This is a genomic window from Pseudomonas sp. 8O (assembly GCF_902506495.1).
GTDB classification, from domain to species: domain Bacteria; phylum Pseudomonadota; class Gammaproteobacteria; order Pseudomonadales; family Pseudomonadaceae; genus Aquipseudomonas; species Aquipseudomonas chaetocerotis.
This window is the reverse complement of record NZ_LR733264.1, coordinates 107,426-122,752: the sequence shown is the minus strand read 5'-3', so window position 1 is coordinate 122,752 and position 15,327 is coordinate 107,426. Positions and strand designations below refer to the sequence as shown.

Genomic DNA, 15,327 nt, shown 5'->3' with positions numbered 1-15,327 from the left:
TTGGCGTAGCAGGACCGCCCCCCGCAGCCTTTGCAGGAGCCCCGCCCCGGGGCGAAAGCGATCGAGCAGACAACGCACCTTCGCCCCGGAGCGCAGCGCCTACGAGCAAGCGTCGAGGCGGCCGCTCAGGCCGGCCGGAACAACTGGCTACTGAGCTCGCGGCTGGCGCTGAGCATCAGCGGCAGGTAGCGCTTCTCCAACTCGCTGACCGGCACGCGGCCGGCGTGGGTGCTGACGTTCATCGCCGCCAGCACGTGGCCGGCAGAGTCATACACCGGCACTGCCAGCGAACGCAGGCCCTGTTCCAGTTCCTGATCGACGACGCACCAGCCCTGGTGACGCACGCGCTGCAGGCATTCCCATAGCGCCTCGGGAGTGTGCAAGGTGCGGCTGGTCTTGGGCTGCAGTTCGGCGTGAGCCAGGTAGTCCTGAAGCTGGTCGTCGTCCAGCGCGGCCAGCAGGATGCGGCCCATGGAAGTGCAGTAGGCCGGCAAGCGGCTGCCGACACTGAGATCCACCGAGATCAGCCGCTGCGGAATCGCCGAACGGGCGATATACAACACCTGCTCACCTTCCAGGGTGGCCAGGTTGCAAGCCTCGTGCAGTTGCTCGCTGAGGCGGTCGAGGTAGGGCTGGGCGGACACCGCCAAAGGCGTCGACGACAGGTAGGCATGGCCCAGGGTCAACACCTTGGGCAGCAGCGAATAGGTACGCCCGTCGGTGGTGACGTAGCCCAGCTTCATCAGGCTGTAGAGGCAGCGGCGCACGGCGGCGCGAGGAATCTCGGTACGGTGGCTGATCTGGGCGATGGTCAGGTGACGCTTGCGCTCCTGGAAGGCATTGATCACCGCCAGGCCGCGAGCCAGGGAGGTCATGAAATTGGGATCGCCGGCGAACTCCTCGATACGCTTGGCCGGCGACACGTAGGGTGGCGGAGCAAGACTGGTAAGCGGCGGACGGGTTTCGCTCATGGGGCCTCCGAAACGGAATGGACAGCACCAGGCGATTATCGAACCATTGTGCGGTAATCGCAATTCGCTGCCACAGCCGCAGCTACGGCAGTTTCAGCGTACCGGGTTGCCAGTGGCACAAAACAGGGTATTGACTTAGAGCGCGCTCAAACCAATAGGCTCCTTTGCATGGCATCTCATCTCAGCATCGACGACGTCGCGAAACGCACCGGCCTGACCGCGCATACCTTGCGCTATTACGAGCGCATCGGCCTGATCAGCCCCATTGCTCGCGCAGCAGGAGGGCAGCGGCGCTATGGCACGGCGGACATCGCCTGGATCGAGTTCCTCCTGCGTCTGCGCACGACCCATATGCCAATCAGCAAGATGCTGGCCTTCGCGGGCCTGCGCAGCGCCGGGGACTCGACCATTTCCCAGCGTCGCCACTTGCTGCAAACGCATTTGGCCGAAGTACAGATCGAACTTGAGGCCATGAATCGCTGCGTCGCGGCACTGCAGGAGAAGATCGAGCACTACCACTCGCTCGAACCATGCCATAGCTCAACCTTCAACCCTGAGGAGAACCTGCCCGATGACCACACAAAGCCGTTACCAGCGCGGACTGGAGAAACTCCGTGAAATAGATGGAGAAGCCGGCGAACAGGTACTGGACAGCCTGGGCGACATTGCTCCGGACTTCGCCCGCTACCTGATCGAGTTTCCCTTTGGCGATATCTATTCGCGCCCTGGACTGGATCTGCGCAGCCGGGAAATCGCCGTGGTGGCAGCACTGACCGCACTGGGCAACGCCAGCCCGCAACTGAAGGTTCACATTCAGGGAGCCTTGAATGTTGGCGTTTCCCGTCAGGAGGTCGTCGAGATCATGATGCAGATGGCCGTCTACGCCGGTTTCCCGGCTGCCCTCAATGGCCTGAGCGCTGCCAGGGAGGTATTCGCCCGCAACGCAGCCTGAGTACGGGCCGACCGAGTGCGCAAGGACGCGTGACAACCTGCAGCTGGTACCTCATGACCGCCGCAACGCTTCCAGGCGTTGCTGGGTCATCGTGGGCGTTTCGCCAAACAACTTGCGGTACTCGCTGGCAAAGCGCCCAAGATGATTGAACCCCCAGGCCATGGCGATAACCGAAATATTGCGCGCAAAGCGATCCTCCAGTAGCTCCTGGCGCACGGCTGTCAGACGGTATTTTTTCAGGTACGCCATGGGCGTCTGCCCAAAGTAGCGGTTGAACCCCTCGAACAGCTTGAAGCGGGAAACGCCTGCTACCTGCTCGACATCATCCAGCGCCAGTTGCTCGCGGGCATGGGCATGAATGAAGTCACGCGCACGCACCAGATAATGCGGCAACTTGAGCGCCAGACGTTCACGCAGTTCGTCGGCGTAGTTGCTCGGCTGAGAAAGAATCAAGCCCTTGATCAGAGCGCTTTCGATATCACGGGTGAAAAGCATCTGTCCGTAAAGGTCGCGACTGTGCTCCAGCTCGTCGCTCAGGTGCCGAACCATACGCCACCAGCCGGCAGCCGCACCCTTCAAGGCATTCATTCGCGGCTCGAAACATAGCGGAGCATCCACCCGACGCTGCAGCAGTTCTTCGAGGGTTTTCTGCATGGCCGCACGGCCAATGGCGACTTGCAGCTTGTGGCAGTTGCCGGCGATGGTCAGCCGCTGCGTTTCATGAGGCGAGACGATCACACCACAGCCTCGGTCCGATAGCAGTCGCTGACCGCCCTTTTCCAACTCCTGTTCGCCGCTAAGCGGCAGACTCAGGCTGTAACAGTTCAGCGCATGACCATCACCGATGCCGATAGTGACATCCGTGCCGTACTCGACATAACCAAGTGTCGTCGACATCGAAGGCAGCACGTTGCCACTGTGGTGAAACTCAATGCACTCAGGCCGGGCCACATATAGATGATGCGGCCCGCAAACAGTGGCCATCCAGGCACGGGCTCCGGCTAGATCGTAATGATCGGCGGAGATATCTCGATAATGCTGGGAGGGGCTATTCATCACGCAACTCTCGACACGGCAATAGGCAGGCGCGTTCTGACGACGCACTCGATGCATTCAACGCAAGCGGTATGCCATCAAGACCTGCCTGACAGCGAACCGAAAGAAACGGATAGTAATCGCGCACTTTTCGGCCAGACTCGGTGAACCCTCACCTGTCGGCATCCCTGAAAGCTCTGGCCAAGTAATCCGCGCAATGCCGACGTTGCCCAGAAAAACAGGCGAAAAGTGGAGTTTTAACAGGTTAAATGAGCATTTTCGAAGCTTTTTAACCCGCCGGAGGCCGCTCTGCAGGCGAGGCAGCGACGCTGATCAACGCGCATCGCCGCTCACCACGCTCTACTCCCTGACAGCAGGTCAACGCCGACAAAGCGTTACCCCATCGCCCGCAATTGCCCCGGAGCGTTACCAAGGGCTACCAAACTCCAGGTTCTGTCATCCCTACCAAATAAGCGGCCCGACTTCGTCAACTAAGCGGATAGACCGGCATTTGCCGCACTCTTTCTAATGGCATCTCGAATTGCCTGACGTGCAAGGTGCGACGCCATGAATACCTCCAACAAAAGCATTGAACAGTGGAAAGACTACATAAGCGGCTGCCTGGACTTCCGCCCTGATGAGGGCGTGTTCCGTATCGCCCGCGACATGTTCACCAAGCCAGAACTCTTCGATCTGGAGATGGAGCTGATCTTCGAACGCAACTGGATCTACGCCTGCCACGAGAGCGAGATTGCCAAGCCGAACGACTTCATCACGATGCGCGCCGGCCGCCAGCCGATCATCATCACCCGCGACGGCAATGGCCAACTGCATGCTCTGGTCAACGCCTGCCAGCACCGTGGCGCCACGCTGACGCGCGTGAGCAAGGGCAACCAGTCCACCTTCACCTGCCCCTTCCACGCCTGGTGCTACAAGAGCGATGGCCGTCTGGTTAAGGTCAAGGCGCCGGGCGAATACCCGGAGGGCTTCGACAAAGCCACGCGCAGCCTGAAAAAGGCGCGCATCGAGAGCTACAAGGGCTTCGTCTTCATCAGTCTCGACGTCACCGCCAGCGACAGCCTGGAAGATTTTCTCGGCGACGCCCGTGTGTTCTTCGACATGATGGTGGCGCAATCCCCCACCGGCGAACTTGAGGTCATTCCGGGACGCTCCACCTACACCTTCGACGGCAACTGGAAACTGCAGAACGAGAACGGCCTGGACGGTTATCACGTGAGTACCGTGCACTACAACTACGTGGCCACCGTACAACACCGCCAGCAGGTCAACGCCGAAGCCGGCACCACCAGCCAGACCCTGGACTACAGCAAACTCGGTGCTGGTGATGCGCAGACCGACGACGGCTGGTTTTCCTTCCACAACGGCCATAGCGTGCTGTTCAGTGACATGCCCAACCCCAGCGTGCGTCCCGGCTATGCGAGCGTCATGCCACGTCTGGTCGAAACCTATGGCAAGGCCCGCGCCGAGTGGATGATGCATCGCCTGCGCAACCTGAACATCTATCCCAGCCTGTTCTTCATGGACCAGATCAGCTCCCAGTTGCGCATCGTCCGTCCGCTGGCCTGGAACAAGACTGAAGTCATCAGCCAATGCATCGGCGTGAAGGGTGAATCCGACGCCGACCGTGAAAGCCGCATCCGCCAGTTCGAAGACTTCTTCAACGTCTCAGGCATGGGTACACCGGATGACTTGGTGGAGTTTCGCGAACAGCAGCGCGGCTTCCAGGGACGCCTGGAGCGCTGGAGCGACATCTCGCGCGGCTACGACAAGTGGCGCACAGGCCCCACCGCCAACAGCGAAACCCTCGGTATCAAACCTGTGATGACCGGCACCGAGGCAACCCACGAAGGCCTCTACGTGAACCAGCAAGGCAGCTGGCAGCGCTTTTTGCTCGAAGGTCTGGCCAAGAAAGCTCTGAGCCTGAAGGAGGTGCAATGATGAACGCGCAACTGCAATACCAGGTCGAGCAGTTTCTCTACCGAAAATCGGTGCTGTGCGACGCACAGGATTGGGATGCCTACCTGGACCTGTTCGATGAGCAGTGCGAGTACCACCTGCCGCAATGGGAAAGCGAGCACACCTACACCCAGGACCCCAAGCGCAGTATGTCGCTGATCTACTACGCCAACCGCTCGGGCCTGGAAGACCGCGTGTTCCGCATTCGCACCGGCAAAGCCGCCTCCACCATTCCGATGCCGCGCACCCTGCACATGATCAGCAACGTGCGTATCGCCGAGGCTCAAGACGGCCAACTGGAAGTGAAGACCAACTGGCAGACGCTGTTCCACCGCCTCGGCGCGAGCGACCAGTTCTTCGGCTACGCCACCTATCACCTCAAACCGCACGGCGAGAGTTGGAAGATCACCCGCAAGCACATCGTGCTGCTCAACGACACCATCAACGCGGTGCTCGATTTCTACCACCTCTGAACAGCCGGACAGACAGCTCATGACGCACAAGGTCGCCTTCAGTTTTGCCGACGGCAAAACCCTGTTTTTCCCCGTGCAGGACAATGAAATCCTGCTCGATGCCGCCCTGCGCAACGGCATCAACATCCCACTGGACTGCCGTGAAGGCGTGTGTGGAACCTGCGCGGGCCGCTGCGAGTCGGGTCTCTACGAAATGGACTATGTGGATGAGGAAGCCCTCTCGCCACAGGACCTCGCCCAGCGCCGGATTCTCAGTTGCCAGACCCGTGTGAAATCGGACGCCGCCTTCTACTTCGACTTCGATGCCAGCCGCTGCAGCACCGCCCAAGCGGTGCAGTGGCGCGGCGTGGTCAGCCACATCGAGCAGGTTTCACCGACCACCGCCATCCTCCATCTGGACGGCAGCGACAGCCAGCAGCTGGACTTCTTGCCGGGACAATACGCGCGCCTGCACGTGCCCGGCACTGACGCCCGCCGCTCCTACTCCTTCGCCAACCGGCCGGGTGCGGACAACAAGCTGCAGTTTCTAATCCGCCTGCTGCCGCACGGGGTCATGAGTGACTACATCCGCGAACGCTGTCAGGTGGGTGACGAAATTCATCTGGAAGCGCCCCTGGGCACCTTCTACCTGCGCCATGTCGAACGGCCACTGGTGCTGGTAGCAGGTGGCACCGGGCTGTCCGCCTTCCTCGGCATGCTCGATGAACTGGCCGAACGCGGCGGTTGCGGCCAGCCGGTACAGCTGTACTACGGCGTACGTCAGGTGGCGGATCTGTGCGAACTATCGCGTATCCAGGGCTACGCCGAGCGCATTCCCGGCTTCAGCTTCACCCCGGTGATCAGCGACGAGGCGCAGAACTGGCAGGGCAAGCGCGGTTACGTGATCGAACATATGGACGCTGAGGCCCTGCGCGCCCTGGCGTTCGACATGTATCTGTGCGGTCCACCGCCGATGGTCGACTCGGTCAAACACTGGCTCGAAGAGAATGGCCTGGACAATGGCCATCTGTATTACGAGAAATTCACCCAGAGTAATAGCTGACAATCGCAATACAGCTCTGCCAGAACCGCACACCTGCGTCGAAGCGGAGCTGTCTTCCTGCACATCCGCGTTCCCGAAGCCTCGACTGGCGCACCTGCGCACACGCGCACATCGTCCGTTCCGCACCTCGACTACGCGCCGCTGCAGGAGGCGCAGGCCACTTCGCCGATCATCATCAGCCGGCGTATCGGCGACGCCTCGCCGCTGAAGCGCCTCCCACAGGCGCCATGCCTGAACGCAAGGTGCGCCACGCGCACCACCAACTCTCAGCCCGGCAACAGGCCCTGCCAGCGCAGCAACACCAGCAGGATGCTGACGCTGAAGAAGGCGAGCACGGTGCAACCGACCAGCGAGGCAGCGCAGCGCTCCTCCAGGCCGAAGCGTTGGCCGAGAATCGGGAACACGCTCATCATGGGCGCGCTGGCGAACAGCAGGCCGGCCACCATCAGCGTCGGGTCGATGCCTGGCACCAGCGCCAAAGCCGCGAACATCAGCAGCGGATGCAGGATCAATTTGCCGATGGAGGTCTGGGCCAGATCCGCCGCCATGCCGCCGACTTTCATACCGTTGAGCGTGGCGCCGATTACGAACAGTGCCACCGGGGCCGAGGCTGCGGCCAGCATGTCGATGACACGTGCCGGAACCGTCGGCAGACGCAGCGCCAGCATTGACATGACCAGACCCAGCACGATGGCGATGATCAGCGGATTGCGCAGCAGGCGCAGCGCCGTTTCACGCACCACCGTCCAGCCGCGCCCGCCCTGCTGGCCGGCTTCGGCAAGCGCCAGAGCCAGAGGGACCATCAGCAGGTTTTCCACCAGCATGCCCAGCGCCATGGCCAGCGCCGCCGTGGGGCCGATCACCATGACCGCAATGGGGTAACCAACGAAACCGCTATTGGGCACGGCCATGCCCATGGCCAGGATCGCACTGCTGGAAAGATTCAGACCGCGCCAACGTCGCGCCACCAGCAGGCCAATGCCGAACAGGCTCAGCGAGGCCATCGCATAAGCTGCCAGATAAGGCCCGTTGAGCACCTCGCTCAGGCTGCGCTCGGCTAGCGCCTTGAACACCAGCGCAGGCAGCGCGAAGTAGATGACGAAGGTGCCCATGCCGCGCACCTGTTCCCGATTGACGAGCCCGACGCGAGCCGAGAGAAAGCCCAGACCGATGAGGATGAAGATCGGTGCGGTAATGCTCAGAACCGCTAGCATGCCAGGCTCTCCGCTTGTTCTTGGCGCAGTTGCGCAAAGCGACTGCGAGTACGGGAAAAGTCGCCGTGCGAGACACCTGCACACAGCACATCGAGAGGGCGCTCGCCTTGCAGCCAGAGTTCACACGCACGGTCGTAAGCGATGTCGATGAAGTTGATCAGACGCTGTTGCTCGTCCAGCGTGCAACGCCCCAGTGCGGGCAACTCACCGATGGCGATGTGCGCGAAACGCTGGCATAGCTGCAGGTAGTCACTGCTGGCCAGCGGCTGCCGGCACAGTGCGGCGAAGTCCAGCCAGATCGTTCGTTCATCCATGCCGCGCAGTGCCAGAGTACGGCGCTGCACAAGCAACTGAGACGTGGCCGGCAGATGCGCCAGCCGCGCCTCCAGCAATCTGGCAGGGCCTTGCAGGTAAAGTCCCCAGTGCCGCGTGCTGTGGGCACGGTAGTCAGGGCCGGCCTCCATCTGCAGCACCAGGCAGCGGCGCTGCAGCAGCTCGGCGAACGGTTTGAAACGACTGTGATACAGCGGGTTGGGACACAACTGCGCCGGGGTGTAGTTGGAGCTGAACAGGAGGATGCAGTCGCGCTCGATCAGGGTCTGCAACAGGCGCCCGAGCAGGATTGCATCGCCGATGTCATGGACATGGCATTCATCGAGATAGAGCAGCCGTGCCTCGCGGGCCAGTTCGTCGGCCACGCGCTGCAGCGGATCAGCCTGGCCGGCATGCGCCAGCAGACGGCGCTGCACGTCCTGCAGCAGCGCATGGACATGCATACGGCGCTTGCTGGCAACTGGCGCGGCCTCGAACAAGGCCGCCAGCAACAGGCTCTTGCCACGACCGACACCGCCCCACAGGTAAGCGCCAGCCGCAGGCCGGCGCCGCCAGCCAGACGGCCGAATGCGCGCCTGCAACCAATCGGTCAGGCGGGCGAGCGTCCGTTGCTGGGCATCGTCCAGATGCAGACCTTGCGCTTCGATGAAGCGCAAGGTCTGCGAGCACAACTCAGAAGTCAAAGAAGACCGTCTCGCCCTCACCCTGAATGCGGATGTCGAAACGGTACGCCGGCTTGCCGTCCACTTCGCAGCGTTTGGCGATCAGCGTCTCGCGGCGCTGTGGCTGCTCGATCAGGTTCAGCACCGGATCCTTGGCGTTGGCCTCGGCCTCGTCTTCGAAGTACAGGCGGGTGTTGAGGTGAATGTTGATGCCGCGGGCGAACAGCGCGACGTTCACGTGCGGCGCCATCGGCACGCCGGCAGCATTGTTCACCACGCCCGGCTTGACCGTGTAAGCGGTCCACTCACTGCCGGCGTCGAAGGTGGTGGCGGTACGAGCGAAACCGTTGAACGCTTTGGACGGGTCGTAATCCTCGTCGTACTGGCCCTGGTGGTCGGCCTGCCACAGTTCGAGGAAAGCATCGCGCACCAGATGGCCGTTGCCGTCATAGACATGGCCGACCAACACGATGTGCTCGCCCGGGGCTTCGGGCCTCGCCATCTGGTTCCAGATTTCCTGCTCACGGATCGGGTTGCCGGCGGCGGCCAGGGCCAAACCGATATGGACGTAGGGGCCGGCGGTCTGCGAGGGAGTTTCCGGCAGCAATTCAACAGGCATGGGGCATCCTCCTCATTTGTTCTCGAAATGGGTCTTCCGCTGGCCGCGCAACACGATATCGAAGCGGTAGGCCAGGCAATCCATCGGGTTGGCCGTGCTCATGTCGAGCTTGGCTATCAGCGTCTGTACCGCATCCGGGTTGGCGATGGACTTGACGATCGGGCACAGCGGAATCAACGGATCACCCTCGAAGTACAGCTGGGTGATCAGGCGAGTGGAAATCGATGGGCCATTGAGCGAGAAGTGGATATGCGCCGGGCGCCAGTCGTTGGGGTTGTTGCGCCACGGATAGGGTCCGGGCTTGATGGTGCGGAAGATATAGCGACCTTCGCTGTCGGTCAGTGCCCGGCCGACACCGCCGAAGTTGGGGTCGAGCGGCGCCAGATAGCGATCGTTCTTGTGCCGGTAGCGGCCGCCGGCGTTGGCCTGCCACATCTCCACCAGGGTATGCGGGATCGGCTTGCCGTACTGATCCATCACCCGGCCGGAAACGATGATGCGCTCGCCGATGGGCAGGCCACCGTTGTTGAAGTTGAGCAGCAGGTCGTTGTCGTGCTCGGCGAACTTCAGGTGCGAGAAGTCCGGGCCGGTGGTCTCGGAGATCGACTGCGGGATGCTCACCAGCGCCTGGCGCGGCGAACGGGCGATGGAGGTCTTGTAATCGGGCGTCAGGGCTTTGGGGTGCCAGTTGCGGTCACGAATGACGAAACGGCGGTTGTCCTCGGCAGGCATGGTGCGCTCCTGTTGTGAGTATTGTGGAGTCGACCTGGGATCAGGCTGAAGCACAGTTTCCGACAAAGCAGACGCGGGGAATATTGAAAAGACACCGCCAAACCATAACCAGGTGGTTATGCAAACAACCCTTCGCGGTAGGCTTCGGCCACCTCACGCAGCGCAGCGCAGAACTGCTCGGCAGCCAGCGGCAGTGCCAGCGCGCTGTTGCGACAGATGCCCACCGAGCCGCCTGGTTCCTGCACGCCCAACTGCAGCTCGACCAGCTCGCCACGCTGCACGTCCAGGCACACTGCGTCCTGCGGCGCCACCCACAGCGCATCGCCGGACAGCACGTAGCGCCGACTCAACGCCGGCGACAGGGTCTCCAGGCGCTGCCGCGACGGCGTCACCCCGCACTGCACGAACAGGCTGTCGGCGTGCTTGCGGATGGTGGTGCCCGCCGTCGGCAACACCAGCGGGTAATCGCCGAGCCGCCCCAGTGTGGCGGCGCCTGCGGCCAGCAGCGGGTGACCGGGGCGCACCACCAGGCTCATCGACTCGCTGTACAGATGCTCGAAGGTCAGGCCCTGGATGTCCGGGCTGTCGGTCATGCGTCCGACCACCAGGTCCAGCTCGCCAACGCGCAACTGACCGAGCAGGTAGGCACCCGGCCCGGTGGCCACGCTGACCACCAGCGCCGAGTGACGCTGATGTAGGCGTCGCACCACCTCGGGAATCAGCAGGCTCTCTACAGTAGAAAGCACACCGACTCGCACCTGGCCGGCCTCGTGCTCACCTTCGCGAAGACTGTTCACCCCATCGCGCAGCGCCTGCACGCAGGGCCCGGCGTAACGCATGAAGGCCACGCCGGCAGCGGTCAGACTCACCCCGTTCCTGCCCCGCTCGAACAGGCTGGCCTCGAGGATCTCCTCCAGTTCCTTGAGCGTCTTGGAAATCGCCGGCTGGCTGACCGCCAGGGCATCGGCCGCCTTGGCGAAGCTGCGCTGGCGAGCGATTTCGAGAAAGCACAGCAGGTGGCGGAATTTGATACGGGTGTCGATGTTCATCGCGGGCACCGAAGGGACATGCTGCGATCATGCCGCAAAGCCCGCCAGGCTCCCAGCCCGATTCCTCGCCCCGTCCCTAGGGTGAGACGGAATAAAAAAAGCCGGCACCAAGGCCGGCTATTGATCGGGGTGGTTGGCGACCCGGTCTTACTGCAAGGCCCGGGGGCGCGCGTTGCGCTGTTCGGCATCCGGTACGGGTGCACTCTGCAGCTGGAAGTCGAAGTTCACTTCAGCGAAGCGATTGCCCTGAAAGCCACGGTCGCGTGCAGCGGCTTCACCCTCGACGAAGGTCACGTCGCCGATCAGGCCTTCGCGGGTGGCGTAGGCGAAGTCGTCCCACAGGTACTCGTCGCCCGCCAGGTTGATCTGCGTGGTCAGGTGACGATAGCCAGGTGCGGAGATGAAGAAGTGGATGTGCGCTGGGCGGTTGCCGTGGCGACCAAGCTGGTTGAGCAGCTCCTGCGTGGTGCCTTCGGGTGGGCAGCCATAACCGGACGGCACGATACTGCGCGCGCGGTAGCTGCCATCGGCATCGGTGACGATGCGTCGACGCAGGTTGTAATCGCTCTGGCTCGAATCGAAGTAGGAATAGGTCCCTTTGGTATTGGCATGCCAGACATCGACGATGGCGCCAGCAACCGGCTTGCCGTGGCTATCGACCACGCGGCCATGCAGGTACATCGGCGTACCCGGGTCGGTGCCGTCGTCCATCCGTGCTTCGCCTTCGGTCATCGGCGCACCGGCCACGTACAGCGGGCCTTCGATGGTGCGCGGGGTGCCACCAGTGAGGCCGGCCGCCTCGTCCTTGGCATCGAGCAGCAGATCCAGGTAGTGCTCCAGACCCAGACCGGCGACCAACAGGCCGGCTTCGCTGCGAGCACCCATGCGGTTGAGGTAGTCCACCGCCTTCCAGAACTCTTCGGTGGTGACCTCCATGTCCTCGATGATGCGGATGCTGTCCTGCAGGATGCGATTGATCAGCGCCTTCATACGCGGGCTGCCCTGATCGTTGGTCAGGCCGCTGACTTCCTTGAAGAAGTTCTGGACGCTTTCGGTATGCGACAGTTTGATGCTCATGATTATTTCCTCATCTTGTTTTTATCGACTGGAAGATTGATCAGCGATCGTCCTGGTGGATCGAAGACGGGTGACGACACAGGCCGTTCACCTCGATCTCCATGTAGGGAAACAGCGGCAACTGCATGAGGGTATCGTGCAGTTCCTCGACGCTGGCCAGGTCGAACACGCTGTAGTTGGCATAGTGGCCGGCGATGCGCCACAGGTGGCGCCATTTGCCATCGCGCTGCAGGCGCTGCGCCAGTTCTTTCTCGTCGGCCTTGAGCTTGGCCGCCTGAGCGGGGTCCATGTCGACCGGTAACTTCACGGTCATCTTCACGTGGAACAGCATGAGAGCTCTCCTCCTTCGCGCGGGGTTAGGAACGGCGGAAGCGCGCCAGGCGCTCCTCGTCGAGGGTCAGGCCAATGCCGGGCAGGCGCGGCACGTGCAGGTGGAAGTCGCGGTACAGCGGCGGCTCGGTGACGATGTCTTCGGTCAGCAACAGCGGGCCGAACAGTTCGGTATCCCAGGCCAGCTTGTTCAGGGTGATGAACGCATGGGCCGAAGCCAGGGTGCCGACGCTGCCCTCGAGCATGGTGCCGCCGTACAGGCCGATGCCGGCTGCCTCGGCGATGCTGGCAGTACGCAGCACGGCGCGCGGGCCACCGTTCTTGGCGATCTTCAGTGCGAACACCGGGGCAGCACCGTCACGTGCAAGGTTGAAGGCGTCCTCCACGCATTCGATGGATTCGTCGGCCATGATTGGCGCCGGGCTGGACTGGTTCAGGCGCACCTGGCCACCGCGGTTATGACGCGAGATCGGCTGCTCGATCAGGTCGATGCCGTTGTCGCCGAGTATGCGACAGGCACGCAGGGCCACCGCCTCGTCCCAGGCCTGGTTGACGTCGACACGCACGCTGGCGCGCTCACCGAGGGCCTGTTTGATGGCGATGACGTGGGCCAGGTCCTTGCTCACCTCACCGGCGCCGATCTTCAGTTTGAAGATGCGGTGGCGACGGGCTTCGAGCATCTGTTCGCCTTCGGCGATGTCCTTGCCGGTGTCGCCGCTGGCCAGGGTCCAAGCCACTTCCAGGCTGTCGCGCACGCGGCCGCCGAGGATCTCGCTGACTGGCAGGCCGAGGCGCTTGCCCTGGGCATCGAGCAGCGCGGTTTCCACGGCCGAGCGGGCGAAGGTGTTGCCCTTCACCACGCGGTCGATGCGCTGCATGCAGGCGTTGATATTGCTGGCGTCCTGGCCGATCAGCAGCGGCGCGAAATGACGATCCAGATTGACCTTGATGCTGTCCGGGCTCTCGTTGCCATAGGACAGGCCACCGATGGTGGTGGCCTCACCGATGCCCTCGATACCGTCGGCGCAGCGCAGGCGCAGGATCACCAGGGTCTGGTTCTGCATGGTGTGCATCGCCAGCTTGTGCGGGCGGATGGTCGGCAGGTCAACGATGATCGCTTCGAGCGACTCGATCGCGGCGTGGCTCATTTCAATACCCATCAGGTTGCTCATATCTATGGACTGATATTGATCCTGCCTTTTGAGAGGTTCCAATATTGATTTTGTCTGCAACAATACCCTGAAGGTATCGTCAACCTCAGAGGACAGTCGCCCATGGAGCTTCGCCACCTGCGCTATTTCCAGGCGCTCGCCGAAACCCTCAACTTCACCCGCGCCGCCGAGCGCCTGCACATCGCCCAGCCACCACTGAGCCGGCAAATCCAGCAGCTCGAGGACGAACTCGGTGTGGCCCTGCTCGAACGCGGCCGGCCGCTGCGCCTGACCGAAGCCGGGCGCTTCTTCCACGAGCACTCCAATGCCCTGCTCGAGCAACTGGCCAAGGTCTGCGATAGCACCCGGCGCATCGGTTCGGGCGAGAAGGCCTGGCTCGGTATCGGCTTCGCCCCGTCCACCCTCTACGGCGTGCTGCCGGAACTGATTCGCCGTCTGCGCAGTGACGCCGGCCTGGAACTGGGTCTGTCGGAAATGACCACGCTGCAACAGGTGGAAGCACTCAAGGCCGGGCGTATCGACGTCGGCTTCGGCCGTATCCACATCAACGATGCGGCCATCTCGCAGCAGGTGCTGAGGCTCGACCCCCTGGTCGCCGCGCTGCCCGCCGGGCATCCGCTGCTGCCGGGACCGGTGAGCCTGGCCGAGCTGGCCCGCGAGCCGTTCGTGCTGTACCCGGGCAACCCACGCCCGAGCTACGCCGACCATGTGCTGACGCTGTTTGCCACCCATGGCCTGCAGATTCGCGTGGCGCAGTGGACCAACGAGCTGCAGACAGCCATCGGCCTGGTCGCCGCCGGCATCGGCATCACCCTGGTACCGGCCTCGGTGCAGGTACTGCACCGCGCCGACATCGACTACGCGCCGCTGCAGGATGCGCAGGCCACCTCGCCGATCATCATCAGCCGGCGTATCGGCGACGCCTCGCCGGCGCTCGATCACTGCCTGACTCTGGTCGACGAGCTGTCGCGCGCGCACCAGCGCTAAGCGCGGAGGAAGAAAAAAGCCCGCAAGGAGGGAGACGGGCATGAAAGAGTCCCTGCCCTACTGCAACGGCGAGAACGCCGCCGGCAGATAGAGGGTGGAATGCATCTCGCGCAGTTGCGGCCCGGAGTTCTCCGGCGGCCAGACACCGTCCGCCACTGCACGAGAGCGCACATCCAGGCGTTGCTCCTGGGTCGCGTACGGCCAGATGTGCAGGTAGCGCGGGGTGCGCCCGTCGGTGGCGAAGAACGCTGCATAGACCGCTGAGTAACCGGCCCCAGTGCGCGAGCTGACTGCCTTCTCCCAGCCTGCCATGGTAGGCGCCAGGCCCGAGGGAATCAGGTTGTATTCGCGCAGCTCGTAGAACGGCCCGTGATGACCGGGCGCCAGGGGTTCGAGAAAGGGGAAAAGCGTGTAGTTCTCCACCTTCATGTCGAGCATGAAGGCTTCGATACCGAAGGCATCGGGTGCCTGCAGGAAGCGCTCGCGCTCAGCCTGCCGCGCCGTCTCGTCACGGAAACCGCGTAACACGGCGATCTGGTTCAGTGGGCCGATTTCGGACGACCAGCAGCCCATCAGCATGCAGCCATCGCGCACCTCGGCGAGCGTCTCACGCAGGCGCTTCAGTGCTTCGGCCGGGGTGCGCACGCGCAGGGTGAAGGTGATCAGTTCGTAGAGTCGCATCGTCTTCTCGCAACCGTTGAA

General features: G+C 62.8%; 17 protein-coding genes. 6 read left to right on the top strand and 11 right to left on the bottom strand.

Annotated features, from left to right (window positions below; all coding sequences use genetic code 11):
- Positions 1 to 125: 125 nt before the first annotated feature.
- Positions 126 to 971 carry an IclR family transcriptional regulator gene (locus GV002_RS03385; RefSeq protein ID WP_160017045.1) on the bottom strand — a complete coding sequence of 282 codons (846 nt, stop codon included), beginning with the start codon at positions 969 to 971 and terminating at the stop codon, positions 126 to 128.
- A 168-nt stretch (positions 972 to 1,139) separates the two neighbouring features.
- Here GV002_RS03385 and GV002_RS03380 point away from each other — a divergent pair, with 168 nt between their 5' ends.
- Positions 1,140 to 1,589 carry a MerR family transcriptional regulator gene (locus GV002_RS03380; RefSeq protein WP_160017044.1) on the top strand — a complete coding sequence of 150 codons (450 nt, stop codon included), beginning with the start codon at positions 1,140 to 1,142 and terminating at the stop codon, positions 1,587 to 1,589.
- Positions 1,543 to 1,923, top strand: a complete 381-nt coding sequence (locus GV002_RS03375; RefSeq protein WP_160017043.1) for a carboxymuconolactone decarboxylase family protein — start codon at positions 1,543 to 1,545, stop codon at positions 1,921 to 1,923. Before GV002_RS03380 ends, GV002_RS03375 begins: the two co-directional genes overlap by 47 nt.
- A 51-nt stretch (positions 1,924 to 1,974) precedes the next feature.
- Here GV002_RS03375 and GV002_RS03370 read toward each other — a convergent pair whose 3' ends face one another.
- Positions 1,975 to 2,979 (bottom strand): AraC family transcriptional regulator, encoded by a 1,005-nt coding sequence (locus GV002_RS03370; protein WP_160017042.1) that lies wholly within the window; start codon positions 2,977 to 2,979, stop codon positions 1,975 to 1,977.
- Positions 2,980 to 3,525: 546 nt separating this feature from the next.
- Here GV002_RS03370 and antA point away from each other — a divergent pair.
- From antA to antC, 3 genes are read left to right on the top strand one after another with little or no spacing between them, the layout of a single operon-like run.
- Positions 3,526 to 4,917, top strand: a complete 1,392-nt coding sequence (antA, locus tag GV002_RS03365; protein WP_160017041.1) for an anthranilate 1,2-dioxygenase large subunit — start codon at positions 3,526 to 3,528, stop codon at positions 4,915 to 4,917.
- Entirely contained in the window at positions 4,917 to 5,408 is a 492-nt protein-coding gene (gene antB / locus GV002_RS03360; RefSeq protein ID WP_160017040.1) for an anthranilate 1,2-dioxygenase small subunit, read from the top strand. Before antA ends, antB begins: the two co-directional genes overlap by 1 nt.
- A gap of 19 nt (positions 5,409 to 5,427) precedes the next feature.
- On the top strand, positions 5,428 to 6,450 hold the full coding sequence (gene antC / locus GV002_RS03355; protein ID WP_160017039.1) for an anthranilate 1,2-dioxygenase electron transfer component AntC: 1,023 nt from the start codon (positions 5,428 to 5,430) through the stop codon (positions 6,448 to 6,450).
- A 266-nt stretch (positions 6,451 to 6,716) separates the two neighbouring features.
- On the opposite strand, the gene GV002_RS03350 is transcribed toward antC, so the two are convergent.
- From GV002_RS03350 to GV002_RS03315, 8 genes are all read right to left on the bottom strand, one after another.
- Positions 6,717 to 7,664: an AEC family transporter gene (locus GV002_RS03350; protein WP_160017038.1), complete on the bottom strand. Its 948-nt coding sequence runs from the start codon at positions 7,662 to 7,664 to the stop codon at positions 6,717 to 6,719.
- Complete coding sequence (zapE, locus tag GV002_RS03345; RefSeq protein ID WP_256667027.1) at positions 7,658 to 8,680, bottom strand: cell division protein ZapE; 1,023 nt, start codon at positions 8,678 to 8,680, stop codon at positions 7,658 to 7,660. Before zapE ends, GV002_RS03350 begins: the two co-directional genes overlap by 7 nt.
- On the bottom strand, positions 8,670 to 9,278 hold the full coding sequence (gene pcaG, locus GV002_RS03340; protein WP_160017037.1) for a protocatechuate 3,4-dioxygenase subunit alpha: 609 nt from the start codon (positions 9,276 to 9,278) through the stop codon (positions 8,670 to 8,672). The genes zapE and pcaG overlap by 11 nt, the downstream gene beginning before the upstream one ends.
- 12 nt (positions 9,279 to 9,290) lie before the next feature.
- Positions 9,291 to 10,010 (bottom strand): protocatechuate 3,4-dioxygenase subunit beta, encoded by a 720-nt coding sequence (pcaH, locus tag GV002_RS03335; RefSeq protein WP_160017036.1) that lies wholly within the window; start codon positions 10,008 to 10,010, stop codon positions 9,291 to 9,293.
- A 116-nt stretch (positions 10,011 to 10,126) separates the two neighbouring features.
- A complete protein-coding gene (gene pcaQ / locus GV002_RS03330; protein WP_017675565.1) occupies positions 10,127 to 11,059 on the bottom strand; it encodes a pca operon transcription factor PcaQ in 933 nt (310 codons plus the stop codon).
- A gap of 147 nt (positions 11,060 to 11,206) precedes the next feature.
- Positions 11,207 to 12,136, bottom strand: a complete 930-nt coding sequence (catA, locus tag GV002_RS03325; RefSeq protein WP_160017035.1) for a catechol 1,2-dioxygenase — start codon at positions 12,134 to 12,136, stop codon at positions 11,207 to 11,209.
- Positions 12,137 to 12,176: 40 nt separating this feature from the next.
- Positions 12,177 to 12,467, bottom strand: coding sequence for a muconolactone Delta-isomerase (gene catC, locus GV002_RS03320; protein WP_160017034.1), 291 nt, complete (start codon positions 12,465 to 12,467; stop codon positions 12,177 to 12,179).
- A gap of 25 nt (positions 12,468 to 12,492) precedes the next feature.
- Positions 12,493 to 13,614 (bottom strand): muconate cycloisomerase family protein, encoded by a 1,122-nt coding sequence (locus GV002_RS03315; RefSeq protein WP_178094591.1) that lies wholly within the window; start codon positions 13,612 to 13,614, stop codon positions 12,493 to 12,495.
- A gap of 126 nt (positions 13,615 to 13,740) precedes the next feature.
- Here GV002_RS03315 and GV002_RS03310 point away from each other — a divergent pair, with 126 nt between their 5' ends.
- The gene (locus tag GV002_RS03310; protein WP_160017032.1) at positions 13,741 to 14,625 is read left to right on the top strand and encodes a LysR family transcriptional regulator; all 885 of its coding nucleotides are present in this window, start codon (positions 13,741 to 13,743) and stop codon (positions 14,623 to 14,625) included.
- Between the two features lie 57 nt (positions 14,626 to 14,682).
- Here GV002_RS03310 and GV002_RS03305 read toward each other — a convergent pair whose 3' ends face one another.
- Positions 14,683 to 15,306: an NIPSNAP family protein gene (locus GV002_RS03305; protein WP_160017031.1), complete on the bottom strand. Its 624-nt coding sequence runs from the start codon at positions 15,304 to 15,306 to the stop codon at positions 14,683 to 14,685.
- Positions 15,307 to 15,327: the final 21 nt, after the last annotated feature.

Excerpts from the sequence above, each read along its gene's own strand:
- GV002_RS03385 (WP_160017045.1), bottom strand. The coding sequence starts at position 971 with ATGAGCGAAACCCGTCCGCCGCTTACCAGTCTTGCTCCGCCACCCTAC.
- GV002_RS03310 (WP_160017032.1), top strand. The coding sequence starts at position 13,741 with ATGGAGCTTCGCCACCTGCGCTATTTCCAGGCGCTCGCCGAAACCCTC.
- GV002_RS03305 (WP_160017031.1), bottom strand. The coding sequence starts at position 15,306 with ATGCGACTCTACGAACTGATCACCTTCACCCTGCGCGTGCGCACCCCG.
- GV002_RS03370 (WP_160017042.1), bottom strand. The coding sequence starts at position 2,979 with ATGAATAGCCCCTCCCAGCATTATCGAGATATCTCCGCCGATCATTAC.
- pcaH (WP_160017036.1), bottom strand. The coding sequence starts at position 10,010 with ATGCCTGCCGAGGACAACCGCCGTTTCGTCATTCGTGACCGCAACTGG.
- pcaQ (WP_017675565.1), bottom strand. The coding sequence starts at position 11,059 with ATGAACATCGACACCCGTATCAAATTCCGCCACCTGCTGTGCTTTCTC.
- GV002_RS03315 (WP_178094591.1), bottom strand. The coding sequence starts at position 13,614 with ATGAGCCACGCCGCGATCGAGTCGCTCGAAGCGATCATCGTTGACCTG.
- GV002_RS03375 (WP_160017043.1), top strand. The coding sequence starts at position 1,543 with ATGACCACACAAAGCCGTTACCAGCGCGGACTGGAGAAACTCCGTGAA.
- antC (WP_160017039.1), top strand. The coding sequence starts at position 5,428 with ATGACGCACAAGGTCGCCTTCAGTTTTGCCGACGGCAAAACCCTGTTT.
- GV002_RS03350 (WP_160017038.1), bottom strand. The coding sequence starts at position 7,664 with ATGCTAGCGGTTCTGAGCATTACCGCACCGATCTTCATCCTCATCGGT.
- catC (WP_160017034.1), bottom strand. The coding sequence starts at position 12,467 with ATGCTGTTCCACGTGAAGATGACCGTGAAGTTACCGGTCGACATGGAC.
- antB (WP_160017040.1), top strand. The coding sequence starts at position 4,917 with ATGAACGCGCAACTGCAATACCAGGTCGAGCAGTTTCTCTACCGAAAA.
- GV002_RS03380 (WP_160017044.1), top strand. The coding sequence starts at position 1,140 with ATGGCATCTCATCTCAGCATCGACGACGTCGCGAAACGCACCGGCCTG.
- pcaG (WP_160017037.1), bottom strand. The coding sequence starts at position 9,278 with ATGCCTGTTGAATTGCTGCCGGAAACTCCCTCGCAGACCGCCGGCCCC.
- antA (WP_160017041.1), top strand. The coding sequence starts at position 3,526 with ATGAATACCTCCAACAAAAGCATTGAACAGTGGAAAGACTACATAAGC.
- catA (WP_160017035.1), bottom strand. The coding sequence starts at position 12,136 with ATGAGCATCAAACTGTCGCATACCGAAAGCGTCCAGAACTTCTTCAAG.